Source organism: Rothia sp. ZJ1223 (assembly GCF_016900985.1).
Classification (GTDB): Bacteria; Actinomycetota; Actinomycetes; order Actinomycetales; family Micrococcaceae; genus Rothia.
In genome coordinates this window covers 284,530-302,131 of the sequence record NZ_JAFEUT010000003.1, presented here as the reverse complement: position 1 = coordinate 302,131, position 17,602 = coordinate 284,530, and the positions used below count along the sequence as shown (strand labels likewise).

General features: G+C 54.4%; 12 protein-coding genes. 6 read left to right on the top strand and 6 right to left on the bottom strand.

Annotation, left to right across the window (positions count from 1 at the left end; all coding sequences use genetic code 11):
• Window positions 1-27: 27 nt before the first annotated feature.
• The 3 genes from JTP09_RS05630 to JTP09_RS05620 all read right to left on the bottom strand — a co-directional run bounded on the left by JTP09_RS05630 (window position 28) and on the right by JTP09_RS05620 (window position 3,635).
• On the bottom strand, window positions 28-1,245 hold the full coding sequence (locus JTP09_RS05630) for an MFS transporter (protein WP_204877468.1): 1,218 nt from the start codon (window positions 1,243-1,245) through the stop codon (window positions 28-30).
• A gap of 30 nt (window positions 1,246-1,275) precedes the next feature.
• A complete protein-coding gene (locus JTP09_RS05625) occupies window positions 1,276-2,118 on the bottom strand; it encodes an HNH endonuclease family protein (RefSeq protein ID WP_239478829.1) in 843 nt (280 codons plus the stop codon).
• Between the two features lie 77 nt (window positions 2,119-2,195).
• Entirely contained in the window at window positions 2,196-3,635 is a 1,440-nt protein-coding gene (locus tag JTP09_RS05620) for a hypothetical protein (RefSeq protein ID WP_204877467.1), read from the bottom strand.
• A 193-nt stretch (window positions 3,636-3,828) separates the two neighbouring features.
• Here JTP09_RS05620 and JTP09_RS05615 point away from each other — a divergent pair, with 193 nt between their 5' ends.
• Window positions 3,829-6,177 (top strand): Tex family protein, encoded by a 2,349-nt coding sequence (locus JTP09_RS05615; protein WP_204877528.1) that lies wholly within the window; start codon window positions 3,829-3,831, stop codon window positions 6,175-6,177.
• 9 nt (window positions 6,178-6,186) lie between these two features.
• On the opposite strand, the gene JTP09_RS05610 is transcribed toward JTP09_RS05615, so the two are convergent.
• Both JTP09_RS05610 and JTP09_RS05605 read right to left on the bottom strand, forming a co-directional pair.
• The gene (locus JTP09_RS05610) at window positions 6,187-6,687 is read right to left on the bottom strand and encodes a GtrA family protein (RefSeq protein ID WP_255521038.1); all 501 of its coding nucleotides are present in this window, start codon (window positions 6,685-6,687) and stop codon (window positions 6,187-6,189) included.
• Between the two features lie 290 nt (window positions 6,688-6,977).
• Complete coding sequence (locus JTP09_RS05605) at window positions 6,978-7,811, bottom strand: aldo/keto reductase (protein ID WP_204877465.1); 834 nt, start codon at window positions 7,809-7,811, stop codon at window positions 6,978-6,980.
• 260 nt (window positions 7,812-8,071) lie between these two features.
• On the opposite strand from JTP09_RS05605, the gene JTP09_RS05600 reads away from it, so the two are divergent.
• The 5 genes from JTP09_RS05600 to rbsK all read left to right on the top strand — a co-directional run bounded on the left by JTP09_RS05600 (window position 8,072) and on the right by rbsK (window position 13,776).
• Window positions 8,072-9,133 (top strand): DUF808 domain-containing protein, encoded by a 1,062-nt coding sequence (locus JTP09_RS05600; protein WP_204877464.1) that lies wholly within the window; start codon window positions 8,072-8,074, stop codon window positions 9,131-9,133.
• Between the two features lie 95 nt (window positions 9,134-9,228).
• Window positions 9,229-10,185 carry a sugar-binding transcriptional regulator gene (locus JTP09_RS05595; protein WP_204877463.1) on the top strand — a complete coding sequence of 319 codons (957 nt, stop codon included), beginning with the start codon at window positions 9,229-9,231 and terminating at the stop codon, window positions 10,183-10,185.
• 236 nt (window positions 10,186-10,421) lie between these two features.
• Complete coding sequence (gene fucP, locus JTP09_RS05590; protein ID WP_204877462.1) at window positions 10,422-11,816, top strand: L-fucose:H+ symporter permease; 1,395 nt, start codon at window positions 10,422-10,424, stop codon at window positions 11,814-11,816.
• Window positions 11,813-12,862: an aldose 1-epimerase family protein gene (locus tag JTP09_RS05585; protein ID WP_204877461.1), complete on the top strand. Its 1,050-nt coding sequence runs from the start codon at window positions 11,813-11,815 to the stop codon at window positions 12,860-12,862. The genes fucP and JTP09_RS05585 overlap by 4 nt, the downstream gene beginning before the upstream one ends.
• Complete coding sequence (gene rbsK, locus JTP09_RS05580) at window positions 12,859-13,776, top strand: ribokinase (protein ID WP_204877460.1); 918 nt, start codon at window positions 12,859-12,861, stop codon at window positions 13,774-13,776. Before JTP09_RS05585 ends, rbsK begins: the two co-directional genes overlap by 4 nt.
• Before the next feature lie 111 nt (window positions 13,777-13,887).
• Here the strand turns inward: rbsK and JTP09_RS05575 are convergent, their stop codons facing one another.
• The gene (locus JTP09_RS05575; protein ID WP_204877459.1) at window positions 13,888-17,520 is read right to left on the bottom strand and encodes a DEAD/DEAH box helicase; all 3,633 of its coding nucleotides are present in this window, start codon (window positions 17,518-17,520) and stop codon (window positions 13,888-13,890) included.
• Window positions 17,521-17,602 lie beyond the last annotated feature (82 nt).

Here is a 17,602-nt window from a genome sequence, read left to right as displayed (position 1 = left end):
GAGATCCCGCTCCGACGGTTACATTCACTAGCTAGTGGGTGTAGCCGGTGGGGCGGGATTTTTCGTGGGTGGACGCCACGTGTTAGCTACCAGAAGTCCGGCGGCTAACACGCAGGCGGCGCAGGCGAGGGCAACAGCTAACCAGCCTGCCTGAACGTAGAGCAGACCCATGAGCCAGCCCACGACGGCTGATCCTGCGTAATAGAAGACGTTGTAGAGGGCAGTTGCCTGGGTGCGCCCTGTTGCGGCGATAATTCCCACCTGCGCTGAGGCGAGAGCGTGGGCAGCGAAGAACCCCGTGGTCAGCGTTGCCAAACCTGCGATGATGACCACTAAGGAACTGCTGAGCGTGAGCAGGATGCCCAGCACTGTCAGCCCTACCGCTGTGCCAAAAACCTGCCCGAAGCGATACTTTTTAACTAAAGAAGTGGCGTAGGTCGATGAGAAAGTGCCCAGCAGGTAGGCACAAAAAAGCAGGGAAACAAGAGCTACGGGCAGAGCGAAGGGCTGCGCTTCGAGCCTGAAGGTCAGGTAGTTGTAGATACTGACGAAAGCCCCCATCAGTAAAAAGACAGCAAGGTACAACCCCATCAGTACGGGGTTTCTTAGATGCTGGCGCATGAACTGACTAGCATGGGCGGAGGCATTGCGCGGATGCTCCTGCACCCTGGGCAGCAAGAGGTAGAAGGTCAGAGTTGCCGCCATCGCCAGCACCGAGACACTGGTGAGGGCTGCTTGCCATGAAAAGAACTGAGCAACAAAGCCACTGACTAACCGACCTGCAAGACCTCCAAGAGATGTGCCTGAGATGAAGATTCCGGCTGCCGCTGAGCGGGCGGTGACGGTGGTGATGCTGACAATGTAAGAGACCGCAACTGCGGCGACCCCGGCGAGAAAACACCCCTCGATAAAACGCACAACAAGCAGTAGTGAGTAGGGCTTGAGATGGGGGCTGAGCAGCCCCAGTACCGTGGCGCAGGGTAATGCCCAGAGCATGATTCTGGCGCGTCCGAACCTATCGGCTAACCAGGCCCAGCCGAGGGCTGAAAGAGCCAAACCGGCGGTTGCCGCAGAGATCGTGAGGACAGCAGTATCCACGCTGACGTTGATGCCCGCGGCTATAGCCGGCAACACCGACTGGGGAGCATAAAGCTGGGCGAAGGTGGCAAGCCCCGCGCAGAACATAGCAATGAGTAGCCGCCGATACTCGGCGCTACCCGGTGAGTACCGGGCTAACTGATTCACCGCCGCCTCCTTGAGATGTACCGAAGGCTATTAGCCTACGAAGCGCGAACGGTAGGCAGGCTGTTCTGGGCAATCGCTGAGCACACGGTGTATCGCTGTTTTCTCGGCGGGGGTAACCCACAGACCGTAGGCTGCTTTAACTGACACCTGCCGTGCCACATACTCGCAGCGGTAACCCGGCTGGGGCAGCCAGTCTGAGGCGTCCCTATCAGATTTTTCAGTGTTCGCTGAACGGGTAGTTGCTTGAAGATTGAGCGGGTCGGTGGCGATTTGCACGCGTCGCACATCGTTAAGTTTGGACGCTCCTGTCACCCAGGCGTTCGAGAGCGCAACAACGTGATCAACGGGTACCAGCGATGAGGTTTGATCCCCGCGTTGAAAATCTACCGTATCAAGGGTATAGGGATCATCGAGAACCCCCGAAAGTACTCTGCACTTCGAATCAACGGTGGTGTTGTTGAGGTCTCGGGCCAGAATGTCGTTGCGCTGGTCGCAGCCGTTACGGTCGGTATCACGCCACGCATTACCAAATTCTTCGCGGGAGTACCCGGCAGAACTGCCCTTCTCGTGAACGGGCAGGGTATCTAGCACTGCAAGAGCGGTTGAATATTCTTGTGGACGCGAGAGCTCAAACCCGGTGTTATCAACGGTTTTGCTGGGTTCTTGCCCCAGAACTACGGTGTTCCACAGGTCATCGGGAATCTTTTGTAGGGCTTCCTCAACTGACCAGTTGGATGCCCGCAACCAGTTGAATCCCATGACAAGCACCGCCACCAGTACGAGTACAGCTAGCGCTAAGGGGAGCTTGCCCTTGGGCTTGCGCGGAGAAAATCGAGGCACGTACGAGGGGTCAAGGCGGGGTGGACGCGACATAGCAGGAAATCTCCTCTCAAATGGGCAGAGTACAAGACTATACCTGGCTTATCTGGAGAAGATGCAGGGGTCTCTTTTTATTCGCTGCGCAGTTCTACAGTGCTTAATTGAGCTACTGTGACCATGGGAACGGAGCCGGTATGAGGGTGGACTGCATCGGCTCCGGAGGCGTTGCTGGGGGCGTCCGACTGAAAATAGTCAACGCGGGAACACCCTGCGCCGAATTGCATGGCGTTGAGAACGGCGGTGGCTGTCTCTTGAACGTCTAAGAAGCTGTGGCTCCACACGGGGCTCACCTCGCTGGGCGCAAACCAGCCGTGTGCCAGCAAATAGTGCGGGTCAAGGGTGACGGTAATGTTCTCGAAACCAGTAGTGGGGGTGAGCTCGCAGCGGTACCCGGTAGACGAACGCAGAACAGAGACAAAGGGGGTAAATTCTTCGGCCGCCACCATATCGGGGCTGAGGTAGAAGATGCGCAGGGTCTGGTTGACAGGTAGCTCTTCAAGGCGGGAGGTAGTTACCGCATTAAGACTGATCCACCCTGAGGCTTCATCCGGTATTTTGAAGGGAAGGGCGGACGTGGTGACCACACCAATGCCCTCAGCGTTGAGTTCTTCAATGGTCATGGCAGCACCGTTGCGTTGTGCTGAAACCGGAATAGCCTTTGCGCTACCCATAGCCACCGCGTCATTGATGAGCTTGCGTCCTTTTTGCAGGGCGATGTGCCATGAACCGTAGCGTCCGCGAATAGCGCCCAAAAGAGGCACCTTGCCCAGATGATCACGGTCGGTAGACCAGGCACCGTAGAGCAGAACGGAAGGTTTACGGTCGTAGCGTACGCAATAGCTCAAGAAATCAGAAAGAGCGTTACGGAACTCCCTATCTGAGATGGAGTTCGGATCAACAGAGAAACCCATCTCATCAATATCGGGTGGGCAGATGCTGGTACGCAACAAAGCAGTAGCCCATGAACCATTCCCCAAACGGTCTGAGATAACTTCAGCGGTGGGTGGCCACTGAACAGCATCAGTGTCGACCTCGCGCATTTCAGCGGTGGGGTTCTCTAACAACTCCACGTACTCAGACTCGTCCAACGAAGCGTAGGGGTGCTTGGTGAGGTAGTTGAGCGTCGCGCCGATTTTTGACATCACCAGCGAAATATTCTGTGCACTCACCTGTGCCATCTCTAACATACGCGGAACATCCTGCATGATGATCGGGTCAATACGCACCGCAGCGTAGTGGGGATCAGGCTCAAGCTCCAGGGTCTCAGCCACCGCATACCATAGGGCGGCAGCTATCATCACATTGTTGATGGGGCTCTCACGTCGTCCCACAAAAAACCACTGCCCCGACACCATTGCCTTGTCTAAATAATGGGCGGGTGCGTCCGGGTAAACAGTGCGAAAACGCACCACAGCCTCAGAGGGCGTGATACCTGTATCTGCCATATCCCCGAGCACCGCAGAGTACTGTGCCAAAAACTCGTCATAGCTCATCGTGAGGGTAACAGACATGGGCAAAAACTCCTCGTCAAAAACAACAGCTGGGGGCGACTACAGACCAAGTATAAAACCAGGTGAACACATAACGTATGTCTAACTCTAGGGTCTGTACCACAGCGCTTCAAAGAACACCCCGAACAAAGACAAAGATTACGTACCGCGTCTAATTTCTAGCCTTGCACAGGCACATGAGACACTAGTGATTATGATGACCGGCACCACCTTCGCAGACCCGCAAATTATTCGCTCTATCACCGAGCAGCTTGGCGTACGCGAGGGGCAGGTCAAAGCTGCCTGCGAGTTTTTGGACGCCGGTGCCACCGTTCCCTTTATTGCCCGCTACCGCAAAGAACGCACCGGCTCACTCGATGACGCCCAGCTGCGCACCATTCAAGAGCGTCTGCTGTACCTGCGCGACCTTGAAGCCAAACGCGCGTCCGTCCTCGACTCTCTCACCCGCAAGAAGGCGCTGGGTGAATCTCTACGGGCGGCAGTGCTTGCAGCCGCCACCAAAAGCGAACTTAACGCGCTCTACGCACCCTACAAAAGTGCCCGCCGTACCCACGCCCAAATCGCTTACGAAGCCGGTCTTGAAGACCTTGTTGAAGACCTTTTGCAGGTACCGCTAGCAGGTCTGAACGATATCGCCTCAGCTTATATCCACGAACCTGAAGAAGAAGCAGCACCAGATACCGGTGTTCCAGATGCCGCCAGCGCCCTAGCAGGAGCTCGCGCCATCATCATGGACCGTGCCGCTCACGACCACGACCTCATGAGCACGCTACATGAAAAACTCTGGAACACCGGTATCATCAGCGCTCGCCTGGTTCCGGGGCAAGAAGAGGCTGGCGCTAAATTCTCTGATTACTTCGCTTTCTCCGAGCACATTCGCCGTATACCCTCGCACCGCGTCCTCGCCCTGCTACGCGCCGAAAAAGCGGGAGCCGTGAAGGTGAGTATCGACGTGGCGCAGCCCGCCCCAGCTCTGAGTAAGCTCAGCGGTGAAGCCCGTACTAAAGCCCAGCGTCAGGCAGATGCCTACGAGCACGCCCGCGCCAGCTTTGAAGCTCAGGTAGCTATCGATCTGGGCATCCCGGTGCAGGTGCTCAATATTGTCTCTGATGATGACGACAGGGTGCTTTCATGGCTTGCTACCACGGTACGCACAACCTGGCGTCAGCGTCTTCTACCACGTCTGGCAAGCGATATTCGTACTGAATTATTTGAAAAAGCCCAGCAGGACGCGATTGCCGTCTTTGCCTCCAACCTGCGGGACGTTTTGTTGGCAGCTCCGGCAGGAACCCGTACGGTGCTCGGGCTTGATCCGGGGTTGCGTACCGGAGTGAAACTTGCGGTGGTTGATGGTACCGGTAAGGTGCTAGAAACCGGTGCGATTTACCCGCATGCACCTCACCATAAACTTGAAGAAGCTCTGATCACCTTGCAGAGCCTGTGCCAGCGTCATGCCGTGGAGCTGATTGCTATTGGCAATGGCACTGCGTCGCGTGAAACTGACCGTATGGTTGCCACTTTAATCAGCCGCTGTGCTGCGCAGAACCTGCGTCTACAAAAAGTGGTGGTGTCTGAGGCTGGTGCATCGGTATATTCTGCGTCAGAGCGAGCCAGCGATGAACTCGCGGACCTCGATGTGACCGTGCGCGGGGCAGTGTCTATTGCCCGCCGTCTGCAAGACCCTCTGGCGGAGCTGGTGAAGATTGACCCCAAGTCAATTGGTGTGGGGCAGTACCAGCACGATGTTCCCGAAACCCTGCTTGAACAAGCCCTGACCCACGTGGTTGAAGATTGCGTGAACGCGGTGGGGGTATGGGTTAATTCGGCGTCTGCCGCTTTGCTGGCGCGGGTTGCAGGGCTGAATAAAACCACTGCCGAAAATATCGTCGCCTACCGTCATGAGCACGGTCCTTTTTCCCGCCGCGAGCAGCTTCTGGATGTTCCCCGTCTGGGCGTAAAAGCCTTCGAACAGGCAGCTGGTTTCATTCGTATCGCAGATGGAGATGAACCGCTCGATGCCTCTGCCGTTCACCCAGAAGCCTACGACCTCGCCCGCGACATCGTGAAGGACGCCGGTGGATTGCAGGGGACAGCCGTGCCTGCTACCCGTTTACTTGAACTAGAACCAGCTGATTACGTCACTGACCGCTTTGGTCTGCCCACCGTACGCGATATTTTCGCTGAACTTGCCCAGCCTGGTCGCGACCCGCGTCCTGCTTTCAAAACAGCAAAATATGCCGACGGGGTTGAGAACATTAGCGACGTGCGACCCGGCATGCTCTTAGAGGGCACCGTCTCGAACGTTGCCGCTTTCGGCGCTTTCGTTGATATCGGTGTACATCAAGACGGGCTGATTCACCTTTCGGCAATGAGCCGCGATTACGTGAAAGACCCCCACGACATCGTTCGCTCCGGCGACGTGGTCACCGTGCGGGTGCTTGAAGTTGATCCGCAGCGCAAGCGCATCTCACTCACCCTTTTAGTCGATGAGAAGGCGGACGTGCGTCCCAGCTCGCATCGGGGCGGTAAACGTAAGCGCTAGGGCAGTAGCTTAGACTCGCTCAAACGTGCCGGTATTAGCGGGCAGTGTTTCAGTGATTTGGGCCTCTTGGCGTGCCTTCTTGCCGTGAAAGACAAAACGGTCAAGTGCCCAGTACCTAAAGAACATTGCCAAGATGGTGCCCAAAATAGGGCCGGCAATAAAGTCTGCTGCTTCTTGTATCAAAAAGCTGACGTGGGGCTGTTCAATATGAAAAACGTAGCGTGAAACCCACTGGGGGAAGGCATTAACGATGATGCCGAGCACGGTCACAACTATAAAGCCCACGAATTCGCGCGGACGTGCTTTGCCTGAGCTGTGCTCCCAAGTCCAGCGAGAAGAAAGAATGTAGCTGACGAAGGACGCCGCAGCGGTAGCGATAATCAGAGCGGACGTTGGCTTGTGAGTCAGTACAGTGTATTTTAGCCCGTAGTTAATAGCCATAGTGAGCACAAAACAGAACCCGCCCACTAATAAAAATCTTACTTTGGGGTCTGCTAGATACCTTTTCATGTGCCCTTCAGCCCTTTCGACTAACGGTGGTTCCTTATCTACATAAGGCAAAAGCACCCACACTGACGGTGAGTGCTCGATGTATAAAAAATACCACCTGCCCCCAAAGAAACACGGGCAGGTGGCAGGGTGAAATCAATCATGCAAAGTAAAGAGCGGGTAGCTGTGCCGTAAATTTTCAGCCAATAGTGGGTTTAAAAATAAGGAGGGAGAACCCCTAAACACAGTGATGCACAGTGGCGGCAGAGCCGTCTGACTCTGCCGCCGCTCTACGCTAATCTGCGTATTTTTTAGAATTCTGCTTTAGCCGGGTCGGGTCCGATACGGCCGTCTTCATGGCTCAGAGCGTTGATAACGTCAACGTCCTTAGCCTCCAAAGTGATGTTGAGAGCTTCAAAGTTCTCAACAATGCGTTCAGGGGTTACTGACTTGGGAATAACCACGTTGCCGATAGCCAGGTGCCATGCGATAACAACCTGAGCGGGGGTAGCATCGTGCTTTTCAGCGATCTTGGTGATGGTCTCGTGGGTCAGAATATCGCCACCTTGACCCAGGGGTGACCACGCTTGAGTCACAATACCCAGCTCGTTATTAACCTTGCGCAATTGCTCTTGGTTGAAGAAGGGGTGCAACTCAATCTGGTGAATCGCGGGGGTCACACCGGTTTCAGCGACGATCTCGCGTAGCTGCTCCTCGGGGAAGTTTGAAACACCAATAGACTTCACACGACCTGACTTCTGCAGCTCGATGAAAGCCTTCCAGGTCTCAAGGTAGAGACCGCGATGAACACTTGCCCAGTGAATCAGCAGCAAATCGAGGGTCTCAATGCCGAGGCGTTCCATGGACGCATCGAAAGCAGCCAAGGTTGATTCGTAGCCCTGGTCTTCGTTCCAGACCTTGGTGGTTACAAAAACATCGTCGCGGTTGACAGATGATGCCGCCAGCGCGCGTCCGACGCCTGCTTCGTTGCCGTAGATACGGGCGGTGTCGATGTGGCGGAAACCAGCATCCAGCGCCAAACCAACGACCTTCTCAGCAACATCGTCTTCAACCTGCCACACACCGTAACCCAGCTGGGGAATAGTGTTGCCGTCATTAAACTTTACGGTAGGCGAAACAGCCATGAACAGTCTCCTTATGTAATACGTTGAGATGAACCACTACCCACTCAACCACTTTCACCCAACGCTGTGCAAGAGCGCTACCGGTAGCATGTCACACGAAGACATATCGCAGGCACCATCGACGCGCCCGTGTAGCTCGGCAGAGTTCACACCCCCTTGCTACTGATAACACTCGACACCTTGAACTACGATAATTTCAGTAACAGTACTTTCTGTTTGCCCCGTAACGGGCTTTTACATAAAGAAAAGAAGTGATGTGTATGGCCGGTGGTTTGGCGGCGCTACTTGATGACGTAGCAGCCCTAGTAAAACTAACCGCAGCAAACCTGGACGATGTAGCACTTGCTGCCGGACGCGCGTCCGCTAAAGCCGCTGGTGTGGTGGTGGACGATGCCGCAGTAACACCCCAGTACGTTCAGGGCGTTGAGCCTAAACGTGAGTTCCCCATCATCAAAAAAATTGCTATTGGCTCACTGAAGAACAAGGCGATTATTCTTGTTTTTGCTCTGCTGCTGAGCCAGTTCATACCCTGGTTGCTGACCCCACTGCTGATGCTGGGTGGCGCTTTCCTTTGTTATGAGGGCGCTGAGAAGGTCATCGAGCTGGTCTCCAAAGACAAGCACGAATCCGATGTGCCTGTAGTGGTTGAGGGCGAAGAAGCCGAGAACAAGGTGATTGCCGGTGCCATTCGTACCGACTTCATTTTGAGTGCTGAAATCATGGTGATTTCGCTGAATGAGGTCGCTTCGGAATCTCTGATTAACCGCGCCCTTATTCTGATAGTGGTCGGTATCGGCATCACTATTGCTGTCTACGGTGCGGTGGCTCTGCTTGTGAAAATGGACGACTTTGGCCTCTACTTGGTGCGCAAGGGCAAAAGTAGCGGTGTTCAGTCCTTCGGCCGTGGGCTAGTTAAAGCTATGCCCATTGTCATGAAGGTTATTTCGTTCATCGGTATGCTGGCGATGCTTTGGGTGGGCGGTCATATTCTGCTGGACGGTATGCACAAGCTGGGGCTACCCGCACCCTATGACTTCGTGCATGGCGTAGAGCACAGTGTCTCTCACGCTGTTCACGGTGCCATCGGCTCGGTACTGGCCTGGTTTGCAAACACCGGTCTATCATTGGTCTTCGGTCTGGTCGTGGGCGCAACTATCGTGGGTATCTTACACTTCACCCCCTGGGGTCACGGCGGCGGTCATGGAACCCATGACGAGCATCATGACGGTGCCCATGGCAAGCATGAGGCGGGCATCCCGGCTGCCACGGCAGTTGAAGAAGGCAAACATGAGGAGGGCTGCGCGTCCTCGGTACGAGCCTAAATACAGATGAGCCTTTACTCCGCCTCAACATGTCATGAGAGGGTGTTTTTGACCCCTGCAGTGGCACTTTAGGGCGGAGTAAACTATTTAAGGTTATGAAACGCAATGAATTTGGATTAACCCGGCGGGACGAGCAAGCTATTGATGCCGCGAAAATGTATTACTCGGGAATGACGCAAGCCGAGATCGCTCCGCTGTTACACATCGGGCGTCCAGCAGTTTCTAAACTCCTCACCCATGCTCGCGAGCGCGGTTTTGTGCGCGTACACGTTAACGATCCGAGAGAAAACAACCGTAGGATCATCAAAACCCTGCAGGAGCGCTACCACCTGTTAGATGTTCGTATAGTGGTGGCTAGCGGGAACGGGCCTACCGACTTGCGAAAAGCTTTGGGACGAGCAGCCGTGTTGATGATTCAAGAGACGGTAACTTCGGGTGATTCTATCGGTGTCGTGTGGTCTGAAACCATCGCAGAAGTTGCCAATGCTATGCCGGAGTGCGATGTCGAAGGTATAAAGCTCATTCAATTAGGTGGCGATGCAGGACGAGTGGGGTCAGTTCGCAAGGAACACTGCTACAAACAGTTGGCTCAAGCATTGAACGCTAGGTGGTATAGCACTGACTACCCAGCAATTTTCGATTCGTGTGATGAGAAGCTGCGTGCTGTTGCTAGCGCTGAGATCAAGGAGTTAGCGCGTGAGAGTGAGCAGTGCCGGGTGATGATTTATTCGCCCCGAGGGTATGTCGATAGCGTCGCTCTCCTGCAGTCTGAAAACCTGGCTCCTGATGAGCAACAGCGTTTGCAGACAAAAGCGGTGGGCGATCTTTGCTTGAGATTTATTGATAGTCGAGCTCGCGTCTGCGTTCCCGATCTCAACGCGAGAACTATGGGGATTACCCTGCCTAAGCTGCGCAAAATAGAACAAAAGATAGCTGTTGCTGGTGGGGAGTCCAGCGTAGATGTCTTGCACGCGGCACTGACTTGGGGCTATGCCAATAAACTTGTCACTGATATTCATACAGCTCAGCTCTTACTTAAAAAGTCTTCATAGGTTCTTGCTCTCTGAAGAGAAGGGGCATTATTGGAACATATGTGCCCAAAAACGCTGTGATGCGCCTCAAGGGAGTTCTACTATCGTTGTCATAGGTCAGACAATGGAGTCTCTTCTTATCAATTTTTAGACGAGTCTCAGGTTCTGTTCTTACAGTTACCGACAATTAGCAAGAAGCGCTCTCTGGGTCACATCAGGGGTGGTTCTCAGCTTGAATTTATTGATAAGGACTACTTATGAGCGAAAGTGCAAAGGCGCATTTATCTGTAGACGGTGGTGTTCCTAATACAAGGTTTGGTCTCATCAAAGACCGTAGCTTGCAGCTAAAAGATGGTTACCTGAGCAAGATTCCGCTTTTTCAGTTCATTCTGCTCTCTATTTGTTTTCCTATGTGGGGAGCAGCAGCAAGTCTCAACGATATCCTCATTACCCAGTTCAAAGCCCTCTTTACTCTCTCAGATGTAGCATCGGCGTTTGTGCAGTCAGCGTTTTACGGCGGTTACTTTGTTATTGCCATTCCAGCTTCTCGAGTTATCCGAAAATACAGCTACAAAGTAGGTCTTCTACTGGGGTCGAGCATATACATCGTTGGCTGCATGCTTTTCTTCCCTGCTTCTCACGTTGCTACTTACACTGTTTTTCTAGCCGCAATTTTCTCTGTAGCTGTGGGGCTCTCATTCCTTGAAACATCAGCCAACACCTACTCGTCGATGATTGGTCCCAAAGAAAGTGCAACTCTTCGTCTGAACATTTCACAGACATTCACCCCCGTGGGGTTTTTGGCAGGCGCTTTATTAGGTAAGTACCTGATCTTTACTGACGGCGATGCCCTCCACAAGCAGCTGGAGGGGCTGGATGCGTCCGCACGTCAGGCGCTCGCAACGGAGGCCTTGCAACGCACCCTTGAACCGTACCGTCTGATGATTATGGTGCTTGTAGTACTTGTGCTTCTGGTGGCTATCACCCAGTATCCCCACTGCAAGCCGCTCAATGAGGCGAATCAAGAGAAACCTTCGAGCGTGGCTGAAACTCTTGCTTACCTGTCACAGCGCCCAGCTTTCATCAAGGGCATTATTACTCAGTTCATGTACGTGGGTGTGCAGACAGCACTGTGGTCTTTTACCATCCGTTTGGCTCTGCAGATGGATTCAAGCATTAATGAACGCAGCGCATCTAACTACATGATTTATGCTTTCATTGTTTTCTTCATTGGCAAGATGTTCGCCAACTTCTTGATGACCCGAGTGAACCAAGATCTGATCCTTATTGCTTACTCGGTATTGGGTATGTTGGCTTTGGTCTACGTTATTAGTGTTCCCAACTTCAGCGCGGTATGGGCGGCAGTATTTGCCTCTGCCATGCTGGGACCGGGCTGGGCAACTATCTACGCTCGCACCCTTGACACCGTTGAAGACAAGCGCTTCACGGAAACGGCGGGAGCAATCATTGTGATGGCTATTATAGGTGGCGCCGTTATTCCTGTGTTGCAGGGTCTTATTTCTGATCTCAGCGGTTCCATGCAGTTTAGCTTTATTATCAACATTTTCTGCTTCGGCACTATGGCACTGTATTTCTGGGATATCTACCGTCACAGCAAAACCCCTGTAGCTTCGAAGGAGACTGCGGCATGATTTCTCGTATTGCTATTCATCGTGAAACCTTTGGGGATGCCCCTCGTGATGTTTTCAATAGCTCTCACTGGCAGGTTTGGGCTAAGAAGTACCCCTCGGGTGTTGAATCTTTAACCGTGCAAAGCTCCCGTCTGCGCGTTGAGATTCTGCCTTACTTAGGCGGTATGCTGTGGGACGCTGAGGCGGACGGGGTGAGCCTACGCATGAAGAACATGTTTACTCAGCCCCACCCGGTAGCTACGATTCAAGATACTTACGGTTGCTTTGCTTTCCATTCTGGTCTACTGGCTAACGGTTGCCCGTCTCCCGAAGATAAGCATCCTTTACACGGTGAGTTTCCGTGCGCGCCTATGAACCGTGCACAGCTGGTGATTCATGAAAACGGCACACTGAGCGTTGAATCTCAGTATGAATATGTTCAAGGGTTTGGTTATCATTACACCGCTGTTTCTTCTGTAACGTTCACCCCTGATAGCGGTAGGTTTGATATCGGGCTGGCCGTGACGAACCGTTCTACTTATCAACGGATGCCGCTACAGTACATGTGTCACATGAACTACGCTTTCGTGCCCGGCGGCACCATGCACGATAACTTGGATGCGAATGCCTTCAAACTGCGTGAGAGCGTACCAGCACATGTCACTCCAACTCCGCAGTGGGAAGAAATCAACCGAAAAATTCTGGCAGGAGAATACAAGGCAGATTCGCTGGAGGGCGCAGAAGCCTTTGATCCCGAAATTGTCTATTTCGCAGATCACCTCACCGAGAAGGTCAAAGACGCACAGTTCACTCTTACTCGACCCGATGGAACTGCCTTCTATACCAGCTTCGCAACCGAAGAATTCCCGGTAGCCACTCGCTGGATCTTGCATAACCCAGACCAGTCTGTTGCTGCTTTCGCCCTACCCGGCACCTCACGTCCCGAGGGGTATCTCGCTGCGCAAAAAGCAGGAACACTCATAGAATTAGACCCCGGAGAAACTCGTCACTTTACAGTTACTACCGGTTTGCTGAACGAAGAGGAAGCACAGAGAATCACCCTATGAAAATTGCAGTTATCGGTTCAAACAACGTTGATCTGATTAGTTACATTCACCGGATGCCCGCAGTAGGGGAGACCATTGAAGCCCCGGATTTTCGTTTGGGATGCGGCGGTAAAGGCGCCAATCAAGCAGTTGCTGCCTCGCGTCTTGGCTCTGAGGTGCTGATGGTGACGCGCGTTGGTAACGATCTTTTCGCCGAGAACACCGTCGCTAACTTCAAAGAGAACGGGATTGACGATAAATATATTCTTCGCACCGAAGGCTCCAGCGGTGTAGCGCCTATTTTTGTGGATGAGAAGTCAAACAACTCCATCATTATTATCAAAGGCGCTAACGCCCTACTCTCACCTGCCGATCTTGACAACGCGCGCGATGACATCGCAACCTGCCAGCTCATCGTACTGCAGCTAGAGATCTCTCTCGAAACCGTCTACGCCGCTATCGACCTTGGCAAAGAGCTAGGCATTCCCGTACTGCTTAACCCTGCTCCCGCCGCTCCTGAACTGTCGCTTGAACGCGTCCGCACGGTTGACTTCATCATGCCGAATGAAACCGAACTTGAGCTTCTCTCCGGTATGCCCGTGGAATCAATCGAAGACATTAAGAACGCCGCCCATGTGCTGCGCGATGTTGGTATTGCTAACGTTATTGTGACGCTGGGCGCTCGCGGCGTGCTGTGGATAAGCGAGCATGGCGAGCAGATCATCGAAGGTAATGCTGTCGATGCCCTTGATACCACCGGTGCGGGTGATGCCTTTATTGGTTGCTTCAGTCACTACTGGGCAAAAACTGGTGATGTTGCCGAGTCTTTGCGCATTGCCAACCTGTATGCCGGTGATTCCGTGACCAAGTACGGCACCCAGACCTCTTACGCTACCGCGTCTGAGTTTGAAGAGAAGTTTGCGGGGCAACTCTAACCCGGCTTATTCTTTACTCCGCCTCAACATGTCATGAGAGGGCGTTTTTTGATCCCTGCAGTGGCACTTTGGGGCGGGGTAAACCTTTTAAACAGGATGCGCGTTGCTGCTTTACTCCCCGCCCATTAGCAGCTGGCGTACCTGGGCGGCATCCAACCGGGAGCTGAAGAACTGCCCGTCATCCACCACCGCGTCAAAGAGTGCAGCCTTAGACTCTTTGAGTTCCATGACCTTCTCTTCAATGGTGCCCGCTGACACTAACCGGTAGACCATCACGTTCTTGGTTTGCCCGATGCGGTGAGCGCGGTCGACCGCCTGATCTTCGGCGGCAGGGTTCCACCAAGGGTCCATGATGAACACATAATCAGCCTGGGTGAGGTTGAGCCCAAAACCACCTGCCTTGAGCGAAATCAAGAAAACCGGCGCGCGTCCTTCTTTCCACGCCTCAAGTGCGGACGCGCGATCGCGCGTAGTACCGTCAAGGTAGAGATAATCGATGCCCAGGGTCTCCAACCGGGTAGCAATGAGCTTCAGGTAGCTGGTGAACTGGCTAAAAATCAGTGCCTTGTGCCCCTCGGCAACGATTTCGGGCAGGTTCTCTTCTAGATAATCCAGCTTCGATGAGGGCACCTCAGCGTACTTTTCGGCATCAATGAGTGAGGCATCCAGTGCCAGTCGGCGCAGGGCGGTCAGCGAGTTGAAGATGGTGAAGCGGTTCTTATCGAAGTCTTCGACCAAGCCCAGAATCTTTTTACGTTCGCGCTGCAAATGGGTGTCATAGGTTTTACGGTGAGCTGCTGCGAGTGGAACATTGACGCGCTGGTCGTTTTTCTCGGGTAGATCGGCTGCTACGAGTTCTTTGGTGCGGCGTAGCATGAGCGGACGCACCCGTGAGCGCAGTTTGCCCAGGGCAGCGGTTTCTTCGCCCGACTCAATCGGGGTGGCGTAGTAGTCTTTGAAGGCTCGTGCTGAGGGAAAGAGCCCTGGGGCAGTAATAGAGAACATTGACCAGAGTTCCATGAGGTTATTCTCTAGGGGAGTGCCGGTGACCGCTAGCTTGAAGCGGGCGGGGAGTTCGCGGGCGATGCGGTGCGCTTTGGTTTTTGCGTTTTTGACGAACTGCGCCTCATCGAGAATGAGCCCGTTCCAGGGAACTGGCGTGCCCACATCTGCGTACGCCTGCTCGTCAATACGGAACAGGGCGTAGGAGGTAATGACAACGTCAGCCCCGGTAATAGTGTGCGCTAGGGGGGTCTTAGATTTTGCTTGGGAGGCACTGATGCCCACGACCTTCAGATGCGGTGCGAACCGCTCTACCTCGCTGATCCAGTTGGGCACTACCGAGGTCGGCGCAACCACCAAGAAGGGAGCGAAATCCTGTTGCTCACCTTCGGCGTCTGCGGCGTCCTGCTGCCACCAGTGCTTAGCGTGGGCGATGAGCGCGATTGTTTGCAGGGTTTTACCCAGACCCATGTCATCGGCAAGAATACCGCCGAGCTGTGCCTGCCATAGAAAACTCAGCCAGTGGAAACCCTCTAACTGGTAGGGGCGCAGGGTTGCCTGTAGCTGCGGGGGTACTGAGGGTGCGTCCGTCTGCTCCTTGGTAAGCAGGGCGCTGATGTGCTCTTCCCACGCACGGGTGGTTTCTACGGTGGAGGCGAGTTCTTCGAGATCTTCCCAGAGCCCTGCCTGATGGCGGGTGATGGTGAGTTCTTTGTTGCCGCCGCGTTCGTTGAGGGTGCTTGCTTCAATAATTAGTTCTTGTAGTTTCAAAAACTCGGGGCGATTGAGAGCAAAATAGGTGCCATCTCCCAAGAGCATGTGGGTCTGCCCCTGTGCCAGGGCAGCAAAGATTTCAGAGAAACCTACGTACCAGTTGCCCGCTTTCACGGCGATACCCAGACCAAACCAGTCGCGCCTGCCGGTATCGTCCACGCGAATGGTAATTTCTGGTTCAGTATCTAGCTCTTTGAAGGTGGGGATCTCACCGGTGACTTCGATGTGTACCCCGTCAATCTCAGCTAGAGCGGGCAGTGCTTCATCGACGAGGACGCGCGTATTCCACCCCTCCCAACGGTGTTTAGTGAAGGGTACCGCCGGGCGAACTGTCTTTACTTTTTTCAGGACGCGGGCTTCAAAGGCGGTGTCTCGCACGCTGGCGTGGTTTTCACCGGGGTAGCCCAGCGCGGGCAGGAAAATGTGGGTGTCTTCAGCGGAACCGCTGTTATCAGCAGGAACCGTCTGTAGTGGGTCTTTGGGGTACGCCCACTGCCACACGGTGCGTGCTGCGGGGGTAGCTTGTTCAGCAAAATCTACAAAAAGCACCAGTTCGGGGTGAGCGAGCGCTGGCAGAGTGAGGCGTTCATCGTGGGAGATCAGCGGTACTGAACGGGCCAGTTCAGGGTAGAAGTCTCGGTAGAAGGCATCAATCTCGCTGGCGGGAATCTCTAGTGGCTCGGTGGCGATGAGTGATTCGGCAACTGAGGTGAGGGGTTCGTCGAGGGGCACAAAGACGAGGTCAGCGGACGAGGTAAAGGCGGCAGGTGCGTCCTCGCTCTCTAGCTCACCTGGTAGGTTCTCGCTGGTGAGTGCTGCTGGGACCAGTCTCTCGAGTTGAGCGTGGGCGGCTTCGCGGGAGTAGACGGTCTGTGCCGCGTCCCCCAGTGCCAGAAAACCTTGACGCGGTTCGCCTAGTTTATGGAAGTGCGCGGCAGACAGAGAGAAATTGTGCCAGCTCAGTATGGGCGTCAGCACTAGAGTGTTTTGGTCGTCGGTGAAGTGGGCGTCAAGGTACACCGTTGGGGTATCGGCAACAGCAAGGGTGATTTCTTGCCCGTCGAGCACACAGACCAACCCTATCTCGGCTACTTGGGAGAGCAACTGCCAGAGCAGGGTAGAGCTGGTGTGGGAGAGATTCACCCAGTCCCTGTGCGAGGTGTAAGCGGATTGCGCGGGGCGCACGACCGCGTAGAAATCGGTGAACCACTGTTCGTGTTCAGTGTAGAGCGAGGTCTGCGCGAAGCCCTGAAGGCCGCGTTGCATGAAGGTTTCCCAACTGAGACCGCCCTTGATCCATTTGCCGCTGGAGCCTTTCATCATGGGGCGCGCAAAGAGCTGGGCGGGGGCGGCTGTGGCGCTCGTGACACCGGTGGCAAAGCGTCCGGGAACATTAATTTTGAGTTCGAGAGCACCCGCTACCTGCGATGTTTCGCGCAGACCCGAGTGCGGACGCGCCGCTAGAGTGTGGGAGAGGGCACGACGCCACGTGGGCAGGGCTGAGTCAGCTGCCGGTAGGTCTGAAGCGCGGTGAAGAAGGGTAGAGATGTCTCCGGCGGTAGTTTTTTCGGCATCAGCCCCTTGCACAGTTTCTGTTAGCGCACCGGTGTTCCAGGTGGGGGATGAGGTGGTCATCGCCTTTTTTGCTTTGGTGGAGCGATCAATAGCGGTCAGCATGAGCGCAACAGCATGTTTGCAGTCGTACCCTACCGGGCAGGAGCAGTAGCTAGAAAAAGCCAAAGAACCGGGGATCGCGGTTGCTGGAAAGGTAACGCTCGTTTCATAGGTTTGAGCGCCGCTGCCACTAACTTTCCCTGCAAGGACGCGGGGGGTGGAGTCGAAGCTGTAACGCTGCACTTGCCCTTGCCGCATGTAGCCCTGCCCGCGGGTGTACGCCCCGTGCCCTACCTGCCTCAAGATGGTTGGTGCTGTCACCGGAATATCGGGGAAGGGCTGCGAGGACTCCACGAGCATCCTTTCAAAGTAAGGGTCTTAACAGAACACCACGCTACTACGCTCAGTGATAAGCGCGGTAGCGTGGGCGTTTCGT

Coding starts and splice junctions, on each gene's coding strand:
- JTP09_RS05625 (WP_239478829.1), bottom strand. CDS start 2,118: ATGTCGCGTCCACCCCGCCTTGACCCCTCGTACGTGCCTCGATTTTCT.
- JTP09_RS05620 (WP_204877467.1), bottom strand. CDS start 3,635: ATGTCTGTTACCCTCACGATGAGCTATGACGAGTTTTTGGCACAGTAC.
- JTP09_RS05615 (WP_204877528.1), top strand. CDS start 3,829: ATGATGACCGGCACCACCTTCGCAGACCCGCAAATTATTCGCTCTATC.
- JTP09_RS05610 (WP_255521038.1), bottom strand. CDS start 6,687: ATGAAAAGGTATCTAGCAGACCCCAAAGTAAGATTTTTATTAGTGGGC.
- JTP09_RS05605 (WP_204877465.1), bottom strand. CDS start 7,811: ATGGCTGTTTCGCCTACCGTAAAGTTTAATGACGGCAACACTATTCCC.
- JTP09_RS05600 (WP_204877464.1), top strand. CDS start 8,072: ATGGCCGGTGGTTTGGCGGCGCTACTTGATGACGTAGCAGCCCTAGTA.
- JTP09_RS05595 (WP_204877463.1), top strand. CDS start 9,229: ATGAAACGCAATGAATTTGGATTAACCCGGCGGGACGAGCAAGCTATT.
- fucP (WP_204877462.1), top strand. CDS start 10,422: ATGAGCGAAAGTGCAAAGGCGCATTTATCTGTAGACGGTGGTGTTCCT.
- JTP09_RS05585 (WP_204877461.1), top strand. CDS start 11,813: ATGATTTCTCGTATTGCTATTCATCGTGAAACCTTTGGGGATGCCCCT.
- rbsK (WP_204877460.1), top strand. CDS start 12,859: ATGAAAATTGCAGTTATCGGTTCAAACAACGTTGATCTGATTAGTTAC.